Raw genomic sequence first — 20,465 nt, forward strand, 5'->3', positions numbered from 1 at the left:
AATCTTGAATGCAAAAGCCGACTATAATTTTCGATATGGATGGCACTTTACTTGATCTTGCCTACGATGATTTCATCTGGAACGAGTTATTGCCTGTGCGTTATGCTGCCACACATGGCTGTAGCCTGGAACACAGCCAGGCGACACTCTATGCATTCTATCAGGAACATAATCATACCTTAAACTGGTACTCTTCACGCTTCTGGACGGCTAAAGTCGAAGTCGATGTTCTGGCGATGCAAATTGAACATAAAGATAAAGTGGCCTTACGCCCGCATTGTCTCGAATTGCTCGATTATCTTAAAAATAATGGCTATCCCATCTGGCTGGCCACCAATGCTGACTGTGCGGGTCTAGCATTTAAACTGGATCATTTGAATTTAAGAGATTATTTCGATGTGATTGTCAGTTCAGAAACGATCGGACATGCCAAAGAATTTATCGAGTTCTGGCAAGGCCTGAATGCGTTGCATCCATTTGACCCTGCACATGCTTATTTTATTGATGATACTGAAAAAGTCCTGAATGGGGCTCAAGCCTATGGCATTCAGAACCTGTTCAGCATCCAGCAGCCCTCTTCAGCCAAAGTAGCACGTCAGACTTGTAATTACCCGATGCTGCACCAATTAACAGATTTAATCACTCATTTAAATCAGGCTGAGGTAGAAAAAAAATATGCGTAAATCGTCTTTACCCGAAGATGCGGTAGGCATGCGTATAGACAAATGGCTGTGGGCAGCACGGTTTTTTAAAACCCGCTCGATTGCCAAACATGCGATTGAAGGTGGCAAAGTCCATCACAATGGTGAACGTGTCAAGGTATCGCGCGAAGTCCGTGTTGGTATGGAACTGACGATTCAGCAAGGCATCGACAAAAAAACCGTGCTGGTTAAGGAACTTTCTGATGTTCGTGGACCTGCACCCGTGGCACAAAAACTGTATGAAGAAACCGAAGTCAGTATTGCACGCCGGGAATTGATTACATCACAAAGAAAGTTACATAATCTAGCTCGTCCCGACCATCGTCCAAGCAAGAAGGATCGTCGTGATATCAGTAGATTTAAAAATGAAAATAGTCAGAATTTCGATCAGTCATGGTCCTATAATGACGATTAAATTTAAGCGTCAGAATATGTCGTACATGCGCTGACTTTTATAGAACACTAGGGAAAATTCTGTCACTATACACCTGTGGAACAAAGCTCTAATTTAAGACATCCACTTGAGTACTAACTTAGTGACATCGTATTGAGGTTGTAAGATGGATGAGAATAAAAACAAGGCGCTCAACGCTGCCTTAAGCCAGATTGAAAAACAGTTTGGTAAAAATACAGTTATGCGTCTTGGTGACAATACCGTTCAGGCAGTTGAAGCTGTGTCTACAGGCTCTTTAACGCTGGATATTGCACTCGGTATTGGTGGTTTACCTAAAGGTCGTATCGTCGAGATCTATGGTCCTGAATCTTCAGGTAAAACCACAATGACCCTGCAAGCAATTGCAGAGTGTCAGAAAGCAGGCGGTACGTGTGCATTCATCGATGCGGAACATGCACTTGATCCTCAATATGCGCGCAAACTGGGCGTAGATATTGACAACCTGCTGGTATCGCAACCGGATCACGGTGAACAGGCACTTGAAATCGCAGACATGCTGGTACGCTCTGGCGCGATCGACATGATCGTTGTCGACTCTGTTGCTGCATTGACTCCGCGCGCTGAAATTGAAGGCGAAATGGGTGACTCGCATATGGGTCTGCAAGCCCGTTTAATGAGCCAGGCACTGCGTAAAATTACTGGTAATGCCAAGCGTTCCAACTGTATGGTGATCTTCATTAACCAGATTCGTATGAAGATTGGTGTCATGTTTGGTAGCCCTGAAACCACAACTGGTGGTAACGCACTGAAATTCTATGCCTCTGTTCGCTTGGACATCCGTCGTATCGGCCAAGTGAAAGAAGGTGACGAGATTGTTGGTTCTGAAACCAAAGTCAAAGTCGTGAAAAACAAAATGGCGCCTCCGTTTAAAGAAGCTTTATTCCAGATTCTTTATGGCAAAGGTGTTAACCATCTAGGTGAATTGATCGACCTTGCTGTACAGCAAGAAATCGTGCAGAAAGCTGGTGCGTGGTATTCTTATCAAGGCGACAAAATTGGCCAGGGTAAGAACAACACCATCCGTTATCTGGAAGAGCATAAAGAAATGGCTCAGACGATTGAAAAACTGATTCGTGACCAGCTTCTGACTAAAGCAGTGGTTGTTGAAGAAGACGATAGCAAGGAAGAACCTGACTTTTTAGATGCATGATCTTATTAGATGCATCATCTTTAAACGTCAATACACAGCGCCCTCCGGGGCGTTTTGTTATTATATAGGGAATCTAAAATCCGAGAGAATCATGTCAGACGCGAAATTCAGCAAACTGCTCGATTATGAAACTTTAAAACAGCAATTTGGTGATACTGAAGATCAAGCTCAACCTGCAAAAAGTGCGATCCAAGACGCTCCTGAATTTGATCCTGAAGAACGTTTGTTTTCCTCTACCCCAACTCAGGATGAGAAGAAACCGGGACTGACAGGCTCACGCTTACGTTCTTATGCCTTTGCCGTACTGACGCGCAAGGAATATTCCAAAGCCGAACTGATAGAGAAACTAGCCCTCTATGCAGAGCATCGTGATGAAGTTATTAACCTGGTTGAAGAACTGTCCCGTGAGAACTATCAAAGTGATCAGCGTGTGGCGGAAACCATGTTGTCGAGTCAAAAGCGTAAAGGCAAAGGTCCCAATCAAATTAAAATGAAACTCAAGAGCAAAAAGATTGATACTGCTCTGATTTCAGAAGAACTCAAAGAAACCGACTGGGTTCAACAAGCCTATGAACTAAAAGTCAAAAAATATGGCACCGAAGTTCCTAAAGACCCCAAGCTCAAAGCCAAACAGATCCGTTTTTTAATGTATCGTGGTTTTGAAATGGATGCGATTATCAAGGCCATTAACCGTAAAGCAGAAGACTAAGTCTTATATTCTTTGAAAGTCTTAATGAATTAAAAGGATTGGATATTTAATCTAATATTAGTTGGAAAATAAAATAAAGCACGGCAAAAGATAATGATGATTTAATCATTAAAACAATAAGATAATGCTGTTTGACGATATTGAAAAAAAATGATATTTGAGAATAGAAAACTGCGAATTCGCATTGTTATTATAATAAGAATATGGTGGCAACCCTACCAGCAAAGCTCCGGCACATCATAGTTCTATTACCGTTGCTACCTTCCGGTCCTGGCGGGGTTCATAGAGTACAATTGCGAAGTAACCAGCAGGGCTACCATTACAAAAACAGAGTATAGAGATTTTTAATCAAGTTGCAAGCCTTGTTCCGCAAAATAATCCCTTAAGCTATCCGTTTGATTATTTTAAAAACAATATTGATATTTCTGCTGATTTTTAAGGGATCTTCACAATCAATCCATCAACACTCAGATTCACATGATCTTTGTAAAACCTTGTTGCATTTTCTAAAAATGCCGTTTTTAATGTGTGCAATGTATATGAATGATCTACTTTGAAAAGATGAGCAGCGGATCCGCATCTCACAAAGAATTATGGAAATTTTATGATGTTTAAAAAGACCGTATTGTGTGCAGTGACAGCACTCTTTACCACGCCTCTATTTGCCAATATTCCGATTGAATCGCGCGGCTTGAGCCAAGCTACGAATCAAACCGCAGTAAATACCCCAGCGGCAATTGCGGCTGGTGCAACTCCAGCAGTTCAAACCAATACCAGCTGGCAAATCATGCAAAAGAACCAGCAGCTCGAAAATGACTTGCGGATTTTGCGCGGTAAAATGGAAGAACAGGAAAATGAGATTGAACGGCTCAAAAATGAACTGACCAATCGTTATGCCGATCTCGATCAGCGTCTCGAACTATTGCAGCAAAAAATTGAACCTGCTGAAGACAATCCAACGGAGGAAAACCCACAGGATACTGCACCCAGCCTAAACACAAATAAGGTCAATACAGCAAGCAGCGGAAAGCAACCTGCTGAGCTAGAAAAGGCAGCTTATACCGTGGCTTTAGATGCTTATAAAAATGGCGGTGCAGCCAAAGCCATTGCACCGATGCAAAACTTTATTAAAAACAATCCGAATAGCGTTTATATCAGCAATGCCTATTTCTGGTTAGCGGAATTCAATCTGGCGATTGACCCGCCAAAATTTACTGAAGCGAAACGTAATTATCTGATTGTCGTTGACCGTTACCCAAATTCTGCAAAAGCCTCCACTGCCCTGTATCAGCTTTATAACATCAGCAAAGATGTTGAAAAGAATACTACGCTTGCATCGCAATACAAAACAAAGCTATTGAAGAATTATCCGAAAGCTGAGGAAATTAAATTTCTTAAGTAAAATAGAAATTCCCAAAATAAAAAAGACACCTTCAGGTGTCTTTTTTATTACCTCAAACATTTAGCGCACAATGCCGCGCTTCGACTGTTCAAGAGAGTCAATTAGACGTTGTACTTCAGCCACTTCCGGCAAAATTCCTGTACGGATCTGCTCGATTGCTTCCTGAGTCGTTAAACCTGATTTATAAATCAGTTTAAAGGCATCACGTAAACCGCTGATTACGGTCTTCGACCAGCCTTTACGACGCATGCCTTCAATATTCATGGCAAATGCATGCGCAGGATTACCTGAAACCATCACATAAGCCGGCACATCTTTCAAAATCAGTGATGCACCACCAATCATGCTATAAGAATCAATCTTACAGAACTGATGAATGCCCGAGTTTCCGCCAATGACGACGTAGTCCCCGACATGGACATGTCCAGCCACACCGACGTTATTGGCAAAGATATTATAATCTCCAACCATACAGTCATGTGCAATATGAGTATTGACCATGAGCAGGTTATGACTACCGATCTTGGTCAGGCTCTGGTCCTGAACCGTACCACGATGCAGACTGCAATGCTCACGAATCTTGTTGTGATCGCCAATCTCAAGCCAGGTTTCTTCACCAGCATACTTAAGATCCTGACACACCTCGCCTACACTGGCGAACTGGAAAATTTCATTATATTCACCTATACGCGTATAGCCACCCACCACCACGTGTGAATGAAGTTTGCTACCCGCACCAATAGTGACATTTGGCCCGATAATACAATATGGGCCAATTTCTACATCAGCAGCAATGACTGCTGACGGGTCAATAATGGCAGTTGGATGAATAAGGGGATTATTGCTCATGCCTGCTCGACTTTTTGATGCGAAACCATAATTTCCGCGGTTGTTGCGACGACGCCATCTACAGTGGCAATACAATTATATTTGTAAATGCCCCGCTTTTGCATCACTAATTCAGATTTTAAAACCAATTGGTCACCTGCAACCACCTGTTTTTTAAATCTAACTTTTTCCGCACCGGCAAACAGGAACAAAGAACCTTCACTTGGTACTTCGTTATTCATCACAAAACCCAGAATTCCAGAGATTTGTGCCAGTGCCTCAACAATCAGTACACCTGGCATAATTGGATAATTCGGAAAATGGCCTTGTAAAAACTCTTCATTAATTGAGACGTTTTTATAACCAACAATGCCATTATCGGTAATTTCGACGACGCGATCAACCAATAAAAATGGATAGCGATGGGGCAAATATTCACGAATCTTTTGAATATTCATTGGCAATTCAGGCTTCGTGAATGTAGGCAAATTCGACTCTGTCATCATAATTATTTACGCAACTTAAATGTTGATTCAATGGACTCAATCTGAGATTGCATATGATCTAGTCGTTTGATCACCTGGGTCAATGGCACATCTGCTAATTGTCTGAGGCGAACCACGGTACGTTTCCATTTCTGATTTTCAAACAGACCAATCCCGGATGAATATTTTCCAGCTTCAGAAATATTATTTGTCACCATTGACATTCCGGTCAACGTCACATTATCAGCAATATTCAAGTGTCCAGAAATCGCAGAGGCACCACCAATGATACAGTTTTTGCCAATTGAAACACTTCCTGCAACGGCAGTTTTTGCAGCAATCGCGGTATGTGCACCAATTTTAACGTTATGTGCGATTTGCACAAGATTATCAATGATCACACCCTGTTGCAAAATCGTATCATCCAGTGCACCACGGTCTACGCTACAATTTGACCCAATACGCACATCATCCTCAATGCATACAGAACCTAATTGCGCAATACGGTGCCATTTACCCTGATAAGGTGCAAAACCAAACCCTTCGCTACCAATCACGCTATTGGCATGAATGCGCACCCGATTACCAATTTTTGCTGCGCCGGTGAGGGTCACATGTGAGTCAATAAAACAGTCCTGACCGATCTCGACATCATCATCGATCTGCACATGCGCCTGAACAATCGTATTCGCACCCACGACACAATGCTCACCAATCACCACGTAATGACCAATATAAGCATCGTCCGCAATCACTGCCGACGGGTGAATTTGAGCAGTACTCTCAATGCCACGCTGGCGATGTTTTTTCTCAAAGACATGCGTCAGAATCGCAAAAGCCAGATAGGGATTTGCCACAACAATAAAGTTTTGATGTGAAGTTATCTGTTGTTTTAGTTCAGCCGTGACAATTAAAGCACCTGCCTGACTTTGATTGGCCTGCTCTACATATTTATCGGCATTCACAAATGCCAGATCGTGTGAAGTTGCCTGTTCAAGACTGGCCAAAGCGCTCAAACGTAAATCTGTCTGACCTATGCACTCGCCCTGAACCAGGCGAGCGAGATCAGCTAACTGAAGCTGTTGATGATTCATTGATTATTTAATTGCATTAACCTTTTGAATCATTTTATCAGTTAAATCATATTTAGCATCATAAGCAAGCGCTGAATTTTTATTTAAAACCACATCCAGGTTGTTTTCTCTACGCAATTGTTCAGCAATTTGCTTTACCCGTGCATCAAATACAATTCGGATCTGCTGAATCGAGCTTTGGACATTCGTCTGTACAGATTGCTGTAACTGATTCAATTCTTGCAACTTAGCCTGATATTGCACAGACATTTTCTGTTTTTCAGTCTCACTGAGCTTGGTATTGGATTGAGCACGTTGCTGCAAAGTTTCCAGCTCTTTGCTGAGTTGCTCAATCTTAGTGGTTTGTGGCTGAATTTTTTGCTGGAATATCGTGTTTTGTTGTTTCAGATAAGTACTACCTTCAACCACACGCTCCAAGTCAATTACCCCCATACTGGCCGCTTGAGTTAAAGGTGCAACACTTGCCAAAGCCAGGCTCATTGCCATAATCATTTTTTTCATATTCTTACTCATTCAAAAAAATTTGCTCACAAAACCTGCAGGCTTTATGAGCAAAATTTAGTTTCTAGGTCAAAACGATTTTAGAAAGTACGTCCAATTTCAAACTGGATATTTTGAGTATCATCCCCATCTTTATCATTCAATGGGTATGCATAGCTAAGTGATAATGGCCCAATCATGGTAATCCAGGTGAAACCTGCGCCTACGCTATAACGCATATTGCCTGCATCAAAACCAAAGTTATCTTTACAGTATTGCTTCGCATTTACATCAGTATTTTGTGGATTGAGATATAAATTTCCGCGAGGCACATCACACTGAGTATCAAAAACTTGTGCTCCCTCTGCAAAAAGTACCGGGCGAACCTGACGTGCCCAATCTCCTTTAAATGGCACAGGAAGCACTAATTCTGTACCAAACTGGACTAAGGCATTACCACCCACTTCTTCTGGACCAAAGTCTTGTTCTCGTGATTCATTATAAGTTACACCTGGATATTTAGGGCCTAAGGTACTGTTTTCATAACCACGGACTGAACCATAACCACCAGCGTAGAAATTCTTATAGAATGGTAGGTCATTACCATAGCCCAACTTACCATATCCACGCAGAACAAAATCTTTACCTAATGGGAAGAAAGCTTGCGCATCATAAGTGACTTTTTGATATTCCACATCACTACCCGGCAAGGCAATTTCTGCATTAACACGGTGTGACATGCCCGTTGTCGGGAACATTGGACGGTTTAAGGTATTATAAGACCAACCCAGATTCAGGTTATAAGTCAAGAAATCACCTTTAAATTCATTTCCATAAGTAATTTGTGGCACTGCGCAGTCATAACCAATTACTGTAGTACCATCTTGTCCATAAATAGGTACAGTTAATTGTGAGTTACCAGCGCTGTCTTTTGGACAGTAGGCACCATCTCTAGTACTTTTACCACCATTAGCTAATAAATAATCCCGTACATAAGTCGATACATATGGACCAGTAGTTACTTCAGTCTGATCGACGTTTAGACCCAAGCTGACACTCTGGTTTTCATCAATTGGATAACCAAAGTTAATCCCACCACCAAAACTATCCGTTACATAGTTGTTGACGTTATAGTCATCATCCAGCTTGGTTTTACGGTAGTACATATTATAGCCGCGACGTACACCATCAATAGTGAAGTACGGATCCATCACGCTCAAGTTATAGTAATCTTGCGTTTCAGAACGCGACAAATCGATTGAGACACTATTACCTGTACCCAGGAAGTTGGTCTGACTTAAACCTGCCTGGAAAGTTACACCACCGCTTTGCGAGAAACCAACTGCAAGAGTACTGGTCCCTGAATGCTGCTCTTCAACAGCAACATTCAAGTCCACCTGATCTGGTGCACCCGGAATACGTGCAGGTTTGATATCGACAGTTTTAAAGAAACCGGTACGTTCCAGACGAACCTTAGACAGGTCAATTTTTTCATTACTGGCAAGCGCACCTTCCATTTGGCGCATTTCACGACGTAGTACTTCATCTGCAGTTTTAGTATTACCAGTGAAATTAATACGTCGTACTGTGACTTGCTGACCTGGATTAATATAGTAATTTAGATCAACCAGTTTGGTTTCGTTGTTAATTTGAGGAACGATGTTGACTTCTGCATAGTAGTAGCCTGCATTACCATACTTACGCTGTAATAATTGCTTAACCGCATTAACTTTTTCCTGCGAATAAATTTCGCCTTCTTTGAAGATTTGTAAAGCCTGCAATTCTTCAGTCTTATAAAGCGCATCACCTAAGTATTTGGTTTGACCAAATTTAAATTGCTCGCCTTCATCCACAGAAACTTCGATAAAAACATTTTTTTTATCTTCACTCAAGTTCAGACTGGAATTGGTAATATTAAAGTTGATGTAACCGCGATTCAGATACATGGCACGCAAAGCTTCAAGACTTGCCGCCATCTTTTCACGTGCATAACGGTCATTACGCGAAATGACTGAACTCCAGCCACTTTCTTTTACTGCAAAGGCCTGCTTGATATCAGATTCTTTAAATACGGTATTCCCGATAATATTGATATCAAAAACTTTGGCCGCTTTACCTTCAATAAAATCAATTAGCAATTCAACACGGTTATTTGGTCGAGGCGTCGTGGTGACCGTAATATCGGCATCATAACGACCTTGCTGCATGTATTGCTGTTCAAGTTCAGTTTCAATAGTTTGCAGCGCTGATTTTTTCAGCACTTCACCTTCAGCCAGACCCATTTTTTTCAGGCCTTCCTCAAGTGCTTCCTTAGGAATCAACTTATTGCCTTTCAATTCGATTTTTGAAATGACCGGGCGTTCAACAACTTGGAAAACCAAAGTATTGCCTTGCTGCACGGCTTTAATGTCATCAAATAGGCCTGATGCATACATGCTACGAATTGCATTGGCAATGATTGGATCATTGACCCGATCACCACTGTTAATTGGCACTAGGCCATACACATTGTCAGGAGTTAAACGTACTAATCCATCAAATTTTATATCTTGTACAATGAATTCATCTGCTGCATATACTTGTTGTGCTACTGCCATTGCACTAACGAGTGCCAGAGGCATAAATAAATGTGTGTGCTGCATGCCAGTCTTTTCCGCTGTTAATTTATTCCATTTACGTTGTTATAAACGCATAAAATCATTAAATAATGCCAGAAGCATCATACTGCCGAGCAGTACCATACCAATTTTTAACCCAACCAATTGTATTTGTTCGGAAACAGGTTTACCACGAATTAATTCAACAAAATAGTAAACCAGATGTCCGCCATCAAGCATTGGAATAGGCAGTAGATTTAATATTCCTAAACTTACACTCATTAGCGCCATAAAGGAAATAAAAGTTTCCCAGCCCATTTCTGCGCTTTGTCCTGCCACTTTGGCAATGGTAATTGGACCTGATAAATTATCCAGACCAATCAGACCGCGTACCATTTTGACAATCGAGTTCAGAATCATCGAAGATAAATGTGCTGTTTTATCAAATGCCATTACCAACGCTTCACCTGGCGTGTAATGAATGGTCTGTTTATATTCTGCAGGAATGGTCATTTTACCCGGATCACTGTGTACACCCAGCATACCGGTCACATTGCCCATATTGTCACGTTTGCCTTGCGGCATGACTTCTAGCTGAACCACCTTATTTTCGCGTAAAACATCCATTTTGAGTAATTTTTCTGGAGATGCCTGTACCACCTGCACCACATCAAACCAGTCTTTCATCTGAACGCCGTCAATAGCCAGAATCTTGTCACCTTCTTTCAAACCTTGACGGATGGCTGCACCATCTTCACTCAGTTTGCTAATTACAGCCGGAATTTCTGGCCGATAAGGCAAGAAACCCAAACTTTCAAGTGGCGATTGACTTTGATCTTTTAAATAGTTTTGAATCGGCAACTGGAACAGTTTGTTTTCACCAGCACGATCTGCCTGAATAGAAACCACGCCAGTTTCACCAACACGATCCACCAAGGCATAACTGAGTTTTTCCCAAGTTTCTACCTGAGTACCATCCACAGCTATAATTTTGTCGCCCGGCTGCATTTGTACTGTTGCAGCAGGTGTATTTGGTAAAACTTTGCCTACCCGGGTATTGAGCTGTTCTTGAGCTGGTAAAAATAACACCCAAAATAGAAGAACTGCAAAAATCAGGTTGATGAATGGACCCGCTGCCACGATGGCAATCCGCTTCCACGGATGCTGACGATTGAAAGCTTTGGGTAAGTCCTCTTCAGCGACATTACCTTCACGCTCATCCAGCATCTTGACATAGCCACCCAAAGGTAAGGCAGACAACTGATACTGAATTCCGGATTTTTTCGAGGTCCATTTTAATAATGTTGGCCCAAATCCAATCGAATAGACCAATACTTTAACGCCCAGTTTACGCGCCACAATATAGTGACCGAACTCGTGAATCGCAATTAAGGGACCGAGTAAGAGAATTGCAGCGGCAATCATAAACAAGGCATTCATATCTTAACTTCCTTTATTCACAACGTATTGCTGTGATAAACCTCGTGCCATTTGATCTGCTTGCAAGATAGCCTCCAGATCATGTGCAGGTTGATTGTCCATCTGATTCAGGACGTGCTCAGCTACCTGAGGAATTTGGGTAAATCTGATCTGTTGATTTAAAAATGCAGCAACTGCAATTTCATTGGCCGCATTTAAAATCGTAGGTGCAATTCCGCCACTCTGCATGGCCTGACGGGCCAATTTTAATGCAGGGAAACGGAGCATGTCCGGTTCTTGAAAATTAAGTTGTGAATGCATAAACAGATCCAGTGGTGCCACATGCGTACTGATACGCTCAGGCCATGCCAATGCATGTGCAATAGGCGTGCCCATATCCGGATTACCCATTTGTGCCAAAGTCGAACCATCAACGTATTGAACCATGGAGTGAATAATACTCTGTGGATGCACAACAACTGTAACAAATTGTTCTTGAACTGCAAACAAATGACAGGCTTCGATCAATTCTAAACCTTTATTCATTAAGGTAGCAGAATCGACTGAAATTTTTTGACCCATGGACCAGTTAGGATGCTTGCAAGCTTGGGCAGGTGTGACCTCTTCAAGTTGCTGCATGCTGTGGTTCAGAAATGGGCCACCTGAAGCGGTCAGTAGAATCTGGGACACACCCAGTTTGGGCTTGCCATGACGCTCTGCTTCAAAATAATGCTGTGGCAGACATTGGAAAATCGCATTGTGTTCGGAATCCACGGGAAGCAGTAATGCCCCATGATCGCGCGCTGCCTGCATCATGATGTCACCTGACATCACCAAAGCTTCTTTATTGGCCAGCAGTACGCGCTTACCCGCTTTCACTGCAGCCAGTGTCGGCAACAAGCCTGCTGCACCAACGATTGCCGCCATGACGATATCAACATCCGCGTGTTCAGCCACAGCAATTAAACCGGCTTCATCTTGCAGAATTTCAATATCAGATAAATGATGTTGCTGAAGTAGTTTTGAAAGTTCATCTACTTTTTCAGCCGGTACCACCGCCACTTTAGGACGGTATTGCTGGCAAATTTCGACCAGCTCATCAATACGACTTTGCGCGGTCACAGCAAAAACCGAGTATGCTTCAGGATGTCGCTGCAAGATTTTTAAAGTACTTTGACCAATGGAACCTGTAGCACCCAGTATACAAACTGCTTGTGACATTTATAAATCTACACCAATAAGTTTTAAAACAGCCATACCTGCTGCAAAGATTGGAGCTGCAGCAAGCAAAGAATCAATACGATCCAGTACTCCGCCATGTCCTGGCAAAATTCGACCTGAATCCTTAATACCGGCACGACGTTTGATCATGGATTCAAACAGGTCACCCAGTACCGAACTAAATACTGTAACGACAGATAGAATCAGAAATAAAATCAGTTCTGGCCAAGTCATATCCAGATAAAGCAAGGCAACTGCCGTCACGATCAGCATTGAAGTAACGATACCGCCATACAGCCCTTCTACGGATTTATTAGGACTAACATTCGGCGCCAGCTTTTTCTTGCCAAATTTACGACCCACAAAATATGCACCACTATCTGCGCCCCATACCAGTAAAAACAGGTACATCAGCCACCACGGTGAACTTTGCCAGACAGAGAAAATTGCAGTAACCGCAGCAGAGATCAGAACTACGCCGATTCCGTGCAGGCTGGCGTTGTACCAGCCATCATATTCAGGATAGGTTTTAACCCAGTAAATACTGAGCAACCAGGTAATTATAGAAGCTACCCATAACAATAAGGCAACTTCGGCAAAATACAATGCCAAAGCTGAAAGTGCCGCAGTGAGCACTCCATATCCCCAAGCAACAGGTTTGATGACATGTTTAAATTTTCGCGGCATGAGTTTGAACCACTCATAGCCGGCCACCCCAGCAGCAAGAACCATCAATACAAACATTGGATAATGTGATTCGGTAGCAAACATACAGCTCAGTACAACTGCTACCAACACCAATGCGGTTATAATCCGCTCAAACATGTATTAATTCTCAAGTTTTTCCTGATGAATCTGTTCTGATGTTTTACCAAAACGACGTTCACGCCCACCAAATACGGCAAGTGCATCATCAAGTTCTTCAACGGTAAATTCTGGCCATAGCGTCTCAGTGAAATAAAGCTCTGCATAGGCTGCCTGCCATAACAGGAAATTCGAAAGACGGAAATCTCCACCCGTACGAATCAGCAGATCAACTGCAGGTAAATCACCGAGGCTGACATATTGACCAAATACATCAGTATTAATTGCATCAAGATCTAATTTATTTGTTAAAACATCGCTAGCAATTCGCTGTGCAGCTTGTGCCATATCCCACATACCACCATAACTGATTGCAATAGTGAGTGTCATACTATTGAAATTAGCAGTCCTTTGTTCGGCATGCAACATAAGTCCCTGTAATTCTGGGGACAAACGGCTGCGATCACCGATAAAGCGTAAGGCAATATTGAATTTTTCCATGCGGGGCAATTGTTCATGAATGGTATCAACCAGCAATTTCATGAGCAATTCAACTTCAAACTGTGGACGATTCCAGTTTTCACTTGAAAAGGCAAATACAGTTAAAGCCTGGATATTTCTTTTTTTACAGTGTTCAACAATCGGATCCAGAACCGTTTTTCCTTCACGGTGTCCATCACCTTTTTGCATCTGATTTTTTTTGGCAAAACGATTGTTGCCATCCATGATGATGGCAACATGTTTCGGAAGACGGGGATTTTCTTCAGCAACGGTCATCGATGAATTAGACCTTCATCAATTCAGCTTCTTTCGCAGCCAAGCGCTTGTCAACTTCAGCAACAAATTTGTCGGTAATTTTCTGGATTTCGTCAGCAGCACGACGCTCTTCATCTTCAGAAATTTCTTTTTCTTTCAACAAAGCCTTGATATCGCCCAATACATCACGGCGAATGTTACGGATCGCCACTTTGGCATTTTCTGCTTCATTACGCGCAACTTTCTGCATGTCACGACGCGTTTCTTCAGTCAACGCAGCCATTGGTACACGAATCGCATCTGCTGTAATTGGGTTCAGACCCAAATCAGATTCACGAATCGCTTTATCAATTGCAGAAACCATTGAACGTTCGAAAGGCTGGATTAACAAAGTACGTGAATCTTCAACACCTACGTTTGCCACCTGGTTCAATGGAACGTCTGAACCATAGTAAGAAACCATCACGTTATTTAAAATTGATGGATGCGCACGACCGGTACGAACTTTTGCAAAACCATGCTCTAGAGATTCTAGAGTTTTGTTCATACGGTCTTCGCTGTCTTTTTTAAGATCGTTAATCATATGATCTTCCTTACTTAATTCTTGAAAAGAGGTTATTACTAAATTAGCGTGTAGTATAAAGTGCTTTGGTGCTCACGTCATTAATTGGTAACGTGAGTCCCTTCTTTTTCACCCATCACAACGGAAAGCAATGCGCCAGATTTATTCATATCGAATACTTGTAGCGGCACATTGTGATCACGACATAAACAGATTGCAGTTAAGTCCATCACACCCAGCTTTTCGTCCAGAACTTGGTCAAAAGTCAATGTGTCATATTTAACCGCATCATCATATTTGCTTGGATCTTTATTATATACGCCATCAACTTTGGTCGCTTTCAAGATCAAGTCTGATTCGATTTCAATACCACGTAAACAGGCAGCTGTATCTGTCGTAAAGAACGGATTACCTGTACCTGCCACGAATACACACACTTCACCCTGAGTCAGGTGACGGATTGCATCACGGCTTGAGTAAGACTCAACCACGGCACCAATTGGCAATGCAGACATTAAACGGGTTTTAATATTACGGCGCACCAAAGCGTCGCGAAGTGCCAAACCGTTCATGACTGTTGCCAGCATACCCATCTGGTCGCCAGTTACACGACCAACTAGACCATCTTTTTGTAGCTGGCTACCGCGATACAGGTTACCACCACCCACAACAATACCTACTTGTACGCCTAAACCCACGAGGTGCGCAATAGAAAGTGACATCTGATCGAGCACTTGTGCATCGATCCCCATGTCTTTATTGCCTGCCAGCGCTTCACCAGAAAGCTTTAACAGGATGCGACCAAAGCGTGGCTTTTTAGAATCCAACATCATCAAACTCCAAAGTATTCAATTTAAATTTTTTTAATTCAAAATCTTAAGCAGACTTGATTGAAATGAGTTTTGCATACAGATCGTATTCATCTGCATCAGTAATTTCGACTTCAAGTAAATCCCCCGCCTTGATGACGCTTTTATCGATATCTTCAACAAAAACATTACCATCAATTTCAGGTGCATCTGCATAAGAACGCGCAACCGCTACCGGGAATTCATCTTCCAGGTCATCTACCAGCACAGTCATGGTCTGACCGATACGTTTTTGGAGTTTGGCTGCCGAGATTTCTTGCTGAACCTGCATGAAACGCTCATAACGCTCTTGTTTAATTTCTTCAGGAACGTGATCTGGCAAATCATTTGCTGTCGCACCTTCAACTGGCGAATAGGTAAAACATCCCACACGATCCAGCTGGGCTTCTTTCAGCCAGTCCAGTAACATCTGGAAGTCTTCTTCAGTTTCACCCGGGAAGCCCACCACAAATGTTGAACGCAACACCAGATCAGGACATTTCTCGCGCCAGATTTTCAAACGCTCCAGTGTATTTTCACTGTGCGCAGGTCGTTTCATCAGTTTGAGAATTTTTGGACTCGCGTGCTGGAATGGAATATCCAGATAAGGCAGGATTTTGCCTTGTGCCATCAGGTCAATTACTGCATCTACATGCGGATATGGGTAAACATAGTGCAAACGTACCCAGATTCCCAACTGACCCAATGCTTCACACATGTCATAGAATTTGGTTTTAACCGGCTGACCATTCCAGAAATCCAGCTTGTATTTCGTGTCCAGGCCATAAGCAGAAGTATCCTGGGAGATCACGAGTACTTCTTTTACACCGGCACGTTTCAGCGCTGCAGCTTCTTCAAGCACAGAACCAACTGGACGTGAAACCAGATCGCCACGCATGCTTGGAATAATACAGAAGGTACAACGATGGTTGCAGCCTTCAGATATTTTCAGATAAGCATAGTGTTTTGGCGTCAGGCGGATGCCTTGCTCTGGAACCAGATCAATAAATGGATTGTGTTTTGGCGGCTCAGGTACGTATTGATGAACCGCATCCATAACTTCTTTATATGCCGCTGCACCTGTCACTTTCAGGACATTGGGATGCATTTGGCGAATCTTGTCTTCGTCTTTACCTAGACAACCTGTTACGATCACGCGACCATTCGCGCTCATCGCCTCACCAATCGCATCGAGCGATTCTTGCACTGCGGATTCAATGAAACCACAGGTATTTACTACAACTAAATCAGCACCGTCATAATCCGAAGCGACGTCATAACCTTCAGTCTTTAACTGGGTTAAAATACGTTCAGAATCTACCAATGCCTTAGGACAACCTAAAGATACAAAACCGACTTTGGGGGACTTCATGAATTTTCGCTCTACTAGAATGCGCGTATTGTATGTCTTTTCGCATCATAAAAATAGTTGAAAACCTGACTCTTTGCATCATGCACTAAAATATTGCCATAAAATATTCAACATACCCACTCATGCACCAAAATGAATCATTTTAGATTTACAGCCTCAATTTAATCCGCTATATCTAAGATGAATTGTGTTGCTCTGTCACATTTCTGCATTTCATCGCAATAAATAATCTCTCGTCATAAAAGTTGGCGTGCATCTTGCATCAAATCAGAACTTAAAATTGATTAAATTGCTTTATGAAGATGCCATTGCGCCATTTTAATACAGGAACAAACCCGCGAATGGATCAAATTATTCCGATCGACTATCGTGCTTTAGTGGACAATATGACCACGTGTATCTTATTGATAGACCGCGATCTTAATATTTATTATCTGAATTCTGCCTGTGAAGCCTTATTTGATGTGAGCTTATTCCGCGCGAGCGGCACATCCGTGCTCAATATTTTGCAAAACCCGACAGATGAGTTTAATACCGAAGAAGCCCTGAATAATACTTTAACTACGGGACAGCCTTATACACGCCGCGAAGCCACTATTCTGGTCAACTTTAAAGACATTCATGTTGACTACACTGTTTCTCAGCTAAATCTGGGCAAACCTTATCATCCGCTACTGCTCATCGAACTCAATCCTCGCGATCGCATGTTAAAAATCTCTCGTGAAGAAAATCTGCTGCAACAGCATCAGGTAGCGCGTCAGCTGATTCGCGGTGTTGCGCATGAAATCAAGAATCCCTTGGGTGGCATTCGCGGGGCGACTCAACTCCTGGCACGCAGTTTGAATGATCCACAATACAAAGAATTTACCGACATTATTATTAGCGAAGTGGATCGACTCAGAAATCTGGCCGATACCATGCTCGGTTCACGCCAGCTTCCGAGCTATGAACTGGTCAATGTGCATGAACCTCTGGAACGGGTGCGTTCACTGATTGCCAATCAGACCAAAAAGAAAATCAAGATTACCCGGGATTACGACCTGTCCTTACCGGAAGTTCTGGCAGACCGCGACCAATTGATTCAGGTCATTTTGAATATTTGCGCCAATGCCGTACAGGCCATGACCGAGAACAAGGAGTTCTTTGTCGAACATCAACCGGAACTGATTTTAAGAACCCGGATTCAGCGTCTCTTTACCATTAACGGGGTGATTCACCGCTCTGTAGTAAGGATTGATATTGAAGACAACGGTCCAGGTGTGCCGGAAGAGATTATCGAATCGGTGTTTTATCCGCTGGTCACCAGTCGCGCAAAAGGTACCGGACTGGGCCTCAGTATTGCTCAAAATATTATTCATCAGCACAACGGCATGATCGAGTGTCAGTCCGTGGCTGGAAAAACCGTCTTTAGCTTATATTTACCTTGGGAGTCGAATCATGTCGCGAAATAAAATATGGGTGATTGATGACGATCGCGCCATGCGCTGGGTACTGGAAAAGACCTTTAAAGAGGAAGGTCTGGATGTGACCAGTTTTGAAGAAGCACAATCTGCACTAGACCAACTGAGTCTGGAAGCACCCGATGTGATTTTGACCGATATCCGCATGCCGGGTATTGATGGACTTACCTTCCTGGGCAAGGTTAAACACAGTTATCCTGACCTACCTGTCATTATTATGACGGCGCATTCAGACTTAGAATCGGCTGTTTCTAGCTATCAAACTGGTGCTTTTGAATATCTGCCTAAGCCTTTTGATATTGATGAAGCACTGGCGCTGGTAAATCGTGCAATTTTACATATCACCAAGCTACAGCAACAAGAATCAGCAAAAGCGGCTCCACCAATTCAATCTACCGAAATTATTGGTGAATCGCCTGCCATGCAGGAAGTGTTTCGTGCCATTGGCCGTTTATCACAATCGCATATTACCGTGTTGATTAATGGTGAGTCTGGTACAGGTAAAGAACTGGTAGCGCATGCCCTGCATCGTCATTCACCACGCAGCTCAAAACCTTTTATTGCCCTCAATATGGCGGCGATTCCAAAAGACCTGATCGAAACTGAACTTTTCGGCCATGAGAAAGGTGCATTTACCGGTGCTAATACCCAGCGCCAAGGTCGTTTTGAACAGGCAAATGGCGGTACGCTGTTTTTAGATGAAATTGGCGATATGCCATTTGAGACCCAGACCCGTTTATTGCGTGTCCTAGCCGATGGAGAGTTCTACCGAGTTGGCGGTCATATTCCGGTTAAGGTCGATGTGCGTATCGTGGCTGCAACACATCAGGATTTGGAAAAACTGGTCCATGATGGTCGTTTCCGTGAAGACTTATATCACCGCCTGAATGTAATTCGTATTCATATTCCAAAACTGGCACATCGCAGTGAAGATATTCCGATGCTGGCGCAGCATTTTCTGGCACGTGCCGGTAAAGAACTTGGGGTCAACCCAAAGATATTACGTCCTGAAACCCAAGAATATATGCAGAAATTGCCATGGCAAGGTAATGTGCGTCAACTTGAAAATACCTGTCGCTGGCTGACTGTCATGATCACAGGTCGTGAAGTCTATCCTGAAGACTTGCCACCTGAGCTGAAACAGATTCCAATTCATCAGCAGGATCCGGGTGCGCCAATTCCAACGCTAAACCAGATCGCACCGCATCACTGGGATGAATTGCTGGGTCAATGGGCGATGCAGAAACTCAAAAATGGTGAAATGAAACTTCTGGATGTTGCGACGCCAATGTTTGAACGCACCTTGATCAATGCAGCCTTGCAACAAACCCGTGGCCGTAAACGTCATGCCGCAGAGCTTCTAGGTTGGGGTCGCAATACTTTAACGCGCAAGCTTAAAGAATTGGGCATGGATACTACGGATGATGAAATCGAAGAAGAAATAGAAAGTTAATCTTTCCATATAAAAAAGCGCCGATTGGCGCTTTTTTATTGATGATGATCTATGCAGTAAAACCCACATAGCGGAAATACCCATCTATGCCCAGATCAGACTTATAGATCAGATAATTTGAATAAGTCGCTTGGGTGATTTCATCCAGCATATTCACCTGATCATCATTGGCATGCAAATCATCTACAGAACGCGGCATGCTGTGCTCGAATTCATCGGTCATATATTCAAAGCCTATATCCATGGCAATAAACAGGGTATGTTCACAAGGTTGCACATATTGCTCTTCTGCCCAATCAATCACGTTGTGCTGACAATGCGGACAGGCAATATTATCGGTGGCCTGAATCGAGAGTTGAATAAGTTGATAAGCCATATAAAAATCAATCTGTTTACTATCCGTATATTTTAGCAAATTTTATGGACTGACTTTATTCAATTAAAAGTCTCGACGATAAAAAAAGGAATCTTCAGATCACTGCTGTCCCACAATTTTTACAAGAGGAAGCTCATTTAAGCTTCCTCTTGTTTGATGGGGACTTTATCGGGTGAAAATAACGCTTTTAAGGTTTTTATTTCAAATAAATTCACTTGAATTATTCTGAGTAAGCGCTGAACTGTCCAGCCTTTTTTCCCTAAATGTTGAGCGAAACTTACCAGTAAATAGGCG

At 42.7% G+C, this 20,465-nt stretch carries 20 protein-coding genes, 1 other RNA gene and 1 pseudogene; 7 read left to right on the top strand and 15 right to left on the bottom strand.

Annotation, left to right across the window (positions count from 1 at the left end; genetic code table 11):
- Positions 1 to 8: 8 nt before the first annotated feature.
- The 4 genes from WFH18_RS04460 to WFH18_RS04475 all read left to right on the top strand — a co-directional run bounded on the left by WFH18_RS04460 (position 9) and on the right by WFH18_RS04475 (position 3,014).
- A complete protein-coding gene (locus WFH18_RS04460) occupies positions 9 to 683 on the top strand; it encodes an HAD-IA family hydrolase (protein ID WP_153566339.1) in 675 nt (224 codons plus the stop codon).
- Entirely contained in the window at positions 676 to 1,116 is a 441-nt protein-coding gene (locus WFH18_RS04465) for an RNA-binding S4 domain-containing protein (RefSeq protein WP_004646726.1), read from the top strand. Before WFH18_RS04460 ends, WFH18_RS04465 begins: the two co-directional genes overlap by 8 nt.
- A 145-nt stretch (positions 1,117 to 1,261) precedes the next feature.
- Positions 1,262 to 2,305: a recombinase RecA gene (recA, locus tag WFH18_RS04470; RefSeq protein ID WP_004279873.1), complete on the top strand. Its 1,044-nt coding sequence runs from the start codon at positions 1,262 to 1,264 to the stop codon at positions 2,303 to 2,305.
- Positions 2,306 to 2,396: 91 nt separating this feature from the next.
- Entirely contained in the window at positions 2,397 to 3,014 is a 618-nt protein-coding gene (locus WFH18_RS04475; protein WP_004646725.1) for a regulatory protein RecX, read from the top strand.
- Between the two features lie 213 nt (positions 3,015 to 3,227).
- Here the strand turns inward: WFH18_RS04475 and ffs are convergent.
- Positions 3,228 to 3,324, bottom strand: an RNA gene (gene ffs, locus WFH18_RS04480) — signal recognition particle sRNA small type.
- 294 nt (positions 3,325 to 3,618) lie between these two features.
- Between ffs and WFH18_RS04485 the strand changes: the two genes are divergently transcribed.
- Complete coding sequence (locus WFH18_RS04485; RefSeq protein WP_004646724.1) at positions 3,619 to 4,416, top strand: YbgF trimerization domain-containing protein; 798 nt, start codon at positions 3,619 to 3,621, stop codon at positions 4,414 to 4,416.
- 60 nt (positions 4,417 to 4,476) lie between these two features.
- Here the strand turns inward: WFH18_RS04485 and lpxA are convergent, their stop codons facing one another.
- From lpxA to rimO, 12 genes are all read right to left on the bottom strand, one after another.
- Entirely contained in the window at positions 4,477 to 5,265 is a 789-nt protein-coding gene (gene lpxA, locus WFH18_RS04490) for an acyl-ACP--UDP-N-acetylglucosamine O-acyltransferase (RefSeq protein WP_004279876.1), read from the bottom strand.
- Positions 5,262 to 5,747 (bottom strand): 3-hydroxyacyl-ACP dehydratase FabZ, encoded by a 486-nt coding sequence (gene fabZ / locus WFH18_RS04495; protein WP_026055766.1) that lies wholly within the window; start codon positions 5,745 to 5,747, stop codon positions 5,262 to 5,264. Before fabZ ends, lpxA begins: the two co-directional genes overlap by 4 nt.
- A gap of 5 nt (positions 5,748 to 5,752) precedes the next feature.
- Positions 5,753 to 6,823 carry a UDP-3-O-(3-hydroxymyristoyl)glucosamine N-acyltransferase gene (gene lpxD, locus WFH18_RS04500; RefSeq protein WP_004646721.1) on the bottom strand — a complete coding sequence of 357 codons (1,071 nt, stop codon included), beginning with the start codon at positions 6,821 to 6,823 and terminating at the stop codon, positions 5,753 to 5,755.
- Positions 6,824 to 6,826: 3 nt separating this feature from the next.
- Positions 6,827 to 7,324: an OmpH family outer membrane protein gene (locus tag WFH18_RS04505; RefSeq protein ID WP_004646720.1), complete on the bottom strand. Its 498-nt coding sequence runs from the start codon at positions 7,322 to 7,324 to the stop codon at positions 6,827 to 6,829.
- 80 nt (positions 7,325 to 7,404) lie between these two features.
- Positions 7,405 to 9,945 (bottom strand): outer membrane protein assembly factor BamA, encoded by a 2,541-nt coding sequence (bamA, locus tag WFH18_RS04510; RefSeq protein ID WP_005263059.1) that lies wholly within the window; start codon positions 9,943 to 9,945, stop codon positions 7,405 to 7,407.
- A 39-nt stretch (positions 9,946 to 9,984) separates the two neighbouring features.
- Positions 9,985 to 11,340, bottom strand: a complete 1,356-nt coding sequence (gene rseP / locus WFH18_RS04515; RefSeq protein WP_085064675.1) for an RIP metalloprotease RseP — start codon at positions 11,338 to 11,340, stop codon at positions 9,985 to 9,987.
- Positions 11,341 to 11,343: 3 nt separating this feature from the next.
- A complete protein-coding gene (gene ispC, locus WFH18_RS04520) occupies positions 11,344 to 12,540 on the bottom strand; it encodes a 1-deoxy-D-xylulose-5-phosphate reductoisomerase (RefSeq protein WP_004279882.1) in 1,197 nt (398 codons plus the stop codon).
- A complete protein-coding gene (locus WFH18_RS04525) occupies positions 12,541 to 13,365 on the bottom strand; it encodes a phosphatidate cytidylyltransferase (protein WP_004279883.1) in 825 nt (274 codons plus the stop codon).
- 3 nt (positions 13,366 to 13,368) lie between these two features.
- Positions 13,369 to 14,121 (bottom strand): polyprenyl diphosphate synthase, encoded by a 753-nt coding sequence (gene uppS, locus WFH18_RS04530; RefSeq protein ID WP_005263065.1) that lies wholly within the window; start codon positions 14,119 to 14,121, stop codon positions 13,369 to 13,371.
- Between the two features lie 7 nt (positions 14,122 to 14,128).
- The gene (gene frr, locus WFH18_RS04535; RefSeq protein WP_004279885.1) at positions 14,129 to 14,683 is read right to left on the bottom strand and encodes a ribosome recycling factor; all 555 of its coding nucleotides are present in this window, start codon (positions 14,681 to 14,683) and stop codon (positions 14,129 to 14,131) included.
- Positions 14,684 to 14,763: 80 nt separating this feature from the next.
- Entirely contained in the window at positions 14,764 to 15,492 is a 729-nt protein-coding gene (gene pyrH, locus WFH18_RS04540) for a UMP kinase (RefSeq protein WP_004279886.1), read from the bottom strand.
- Between the two features lie 46 nt (positions 15,493 to 15,538).
- Positions 15,539 to 16,882 carry a 30S ribosomal protein S12 methylthiotransferase RimO gene (gene rimO, locus WFH18_RS04545; RefSeq protein WP_005263068.1) on the bottom strand — a complete coding sequence of 448 codons (1,344 nt, stop codon included), beginning with the start codon at positions 16,880 to 16,882 and terminating at the stop codon, positions 15,539 to 15,541.
- 341 nt (positions 16,883 to 17,223) lie between these two features.
- On the opposite strand from rimO, the gene glnL reads away from it, so the two are divergent.
- Together glnL and glnG are read left to right on the top strand one after the other, a co-directional pair.
- Positions 17,224 to 18,333, top strand: coding sequence for a nitrogen regulation protein NR(II) (glnL, locus tag WFH18_RS04550; RefSeq protein WP_005107202.1), 1,110 nt, complete (start codon positions 17,224 to 17,226; stop codon positions 18,331 to 18,333).
- On the top strand, positions 18,320 to 19,795 hold the full coding sequence (glnG, locus tag WFH18_RS04555) for a nitrogen regulation protein NR(I) (RefSeq protein ID WP_004279889.1): 1,476 nt from the start codon (positions 18,320 to 18,322) through the stop codon (positions 19,793 to 19,795). The genes glnL and glnG overlap by 14 nt, the downstream gene beginning before the upstream one ends.
- Before the next feature lie 49 nt (positions 19,796 to 19,844).
- Here the strand turns inward: glnG and WFH18_RS04560 are convergent, their stop codons facing one another.
- Positions 19,845 to 20,171, bottom strand: coding sequence for a hypothetical protein (locus WFH18_RS04560; RefSeq protein ID WP_005246639.1), 327 nt, complete (start codon positions 20,169 to 20,171; stop codon positions 19,845 to 19,847).
- 137 nt (positions 20,172 to 20,308) lie between these two features.
- Positions 20,309 to 20,465, bottom strand: a pseudogene (locus WFH18_RS04565) (IS4 family transposase); the annotation flags it as partial.

This window comes from Acinetobacter sp. USHLN143 (assembly GCF_037145695.1).
Taxonomy (GTDB): Bacteria; Pseudomonadota; Gammaproteobacteria; order Pseudomonadales; family Moraxellaceae; genus Acinetobacter; species Acinetobacter fasciculus.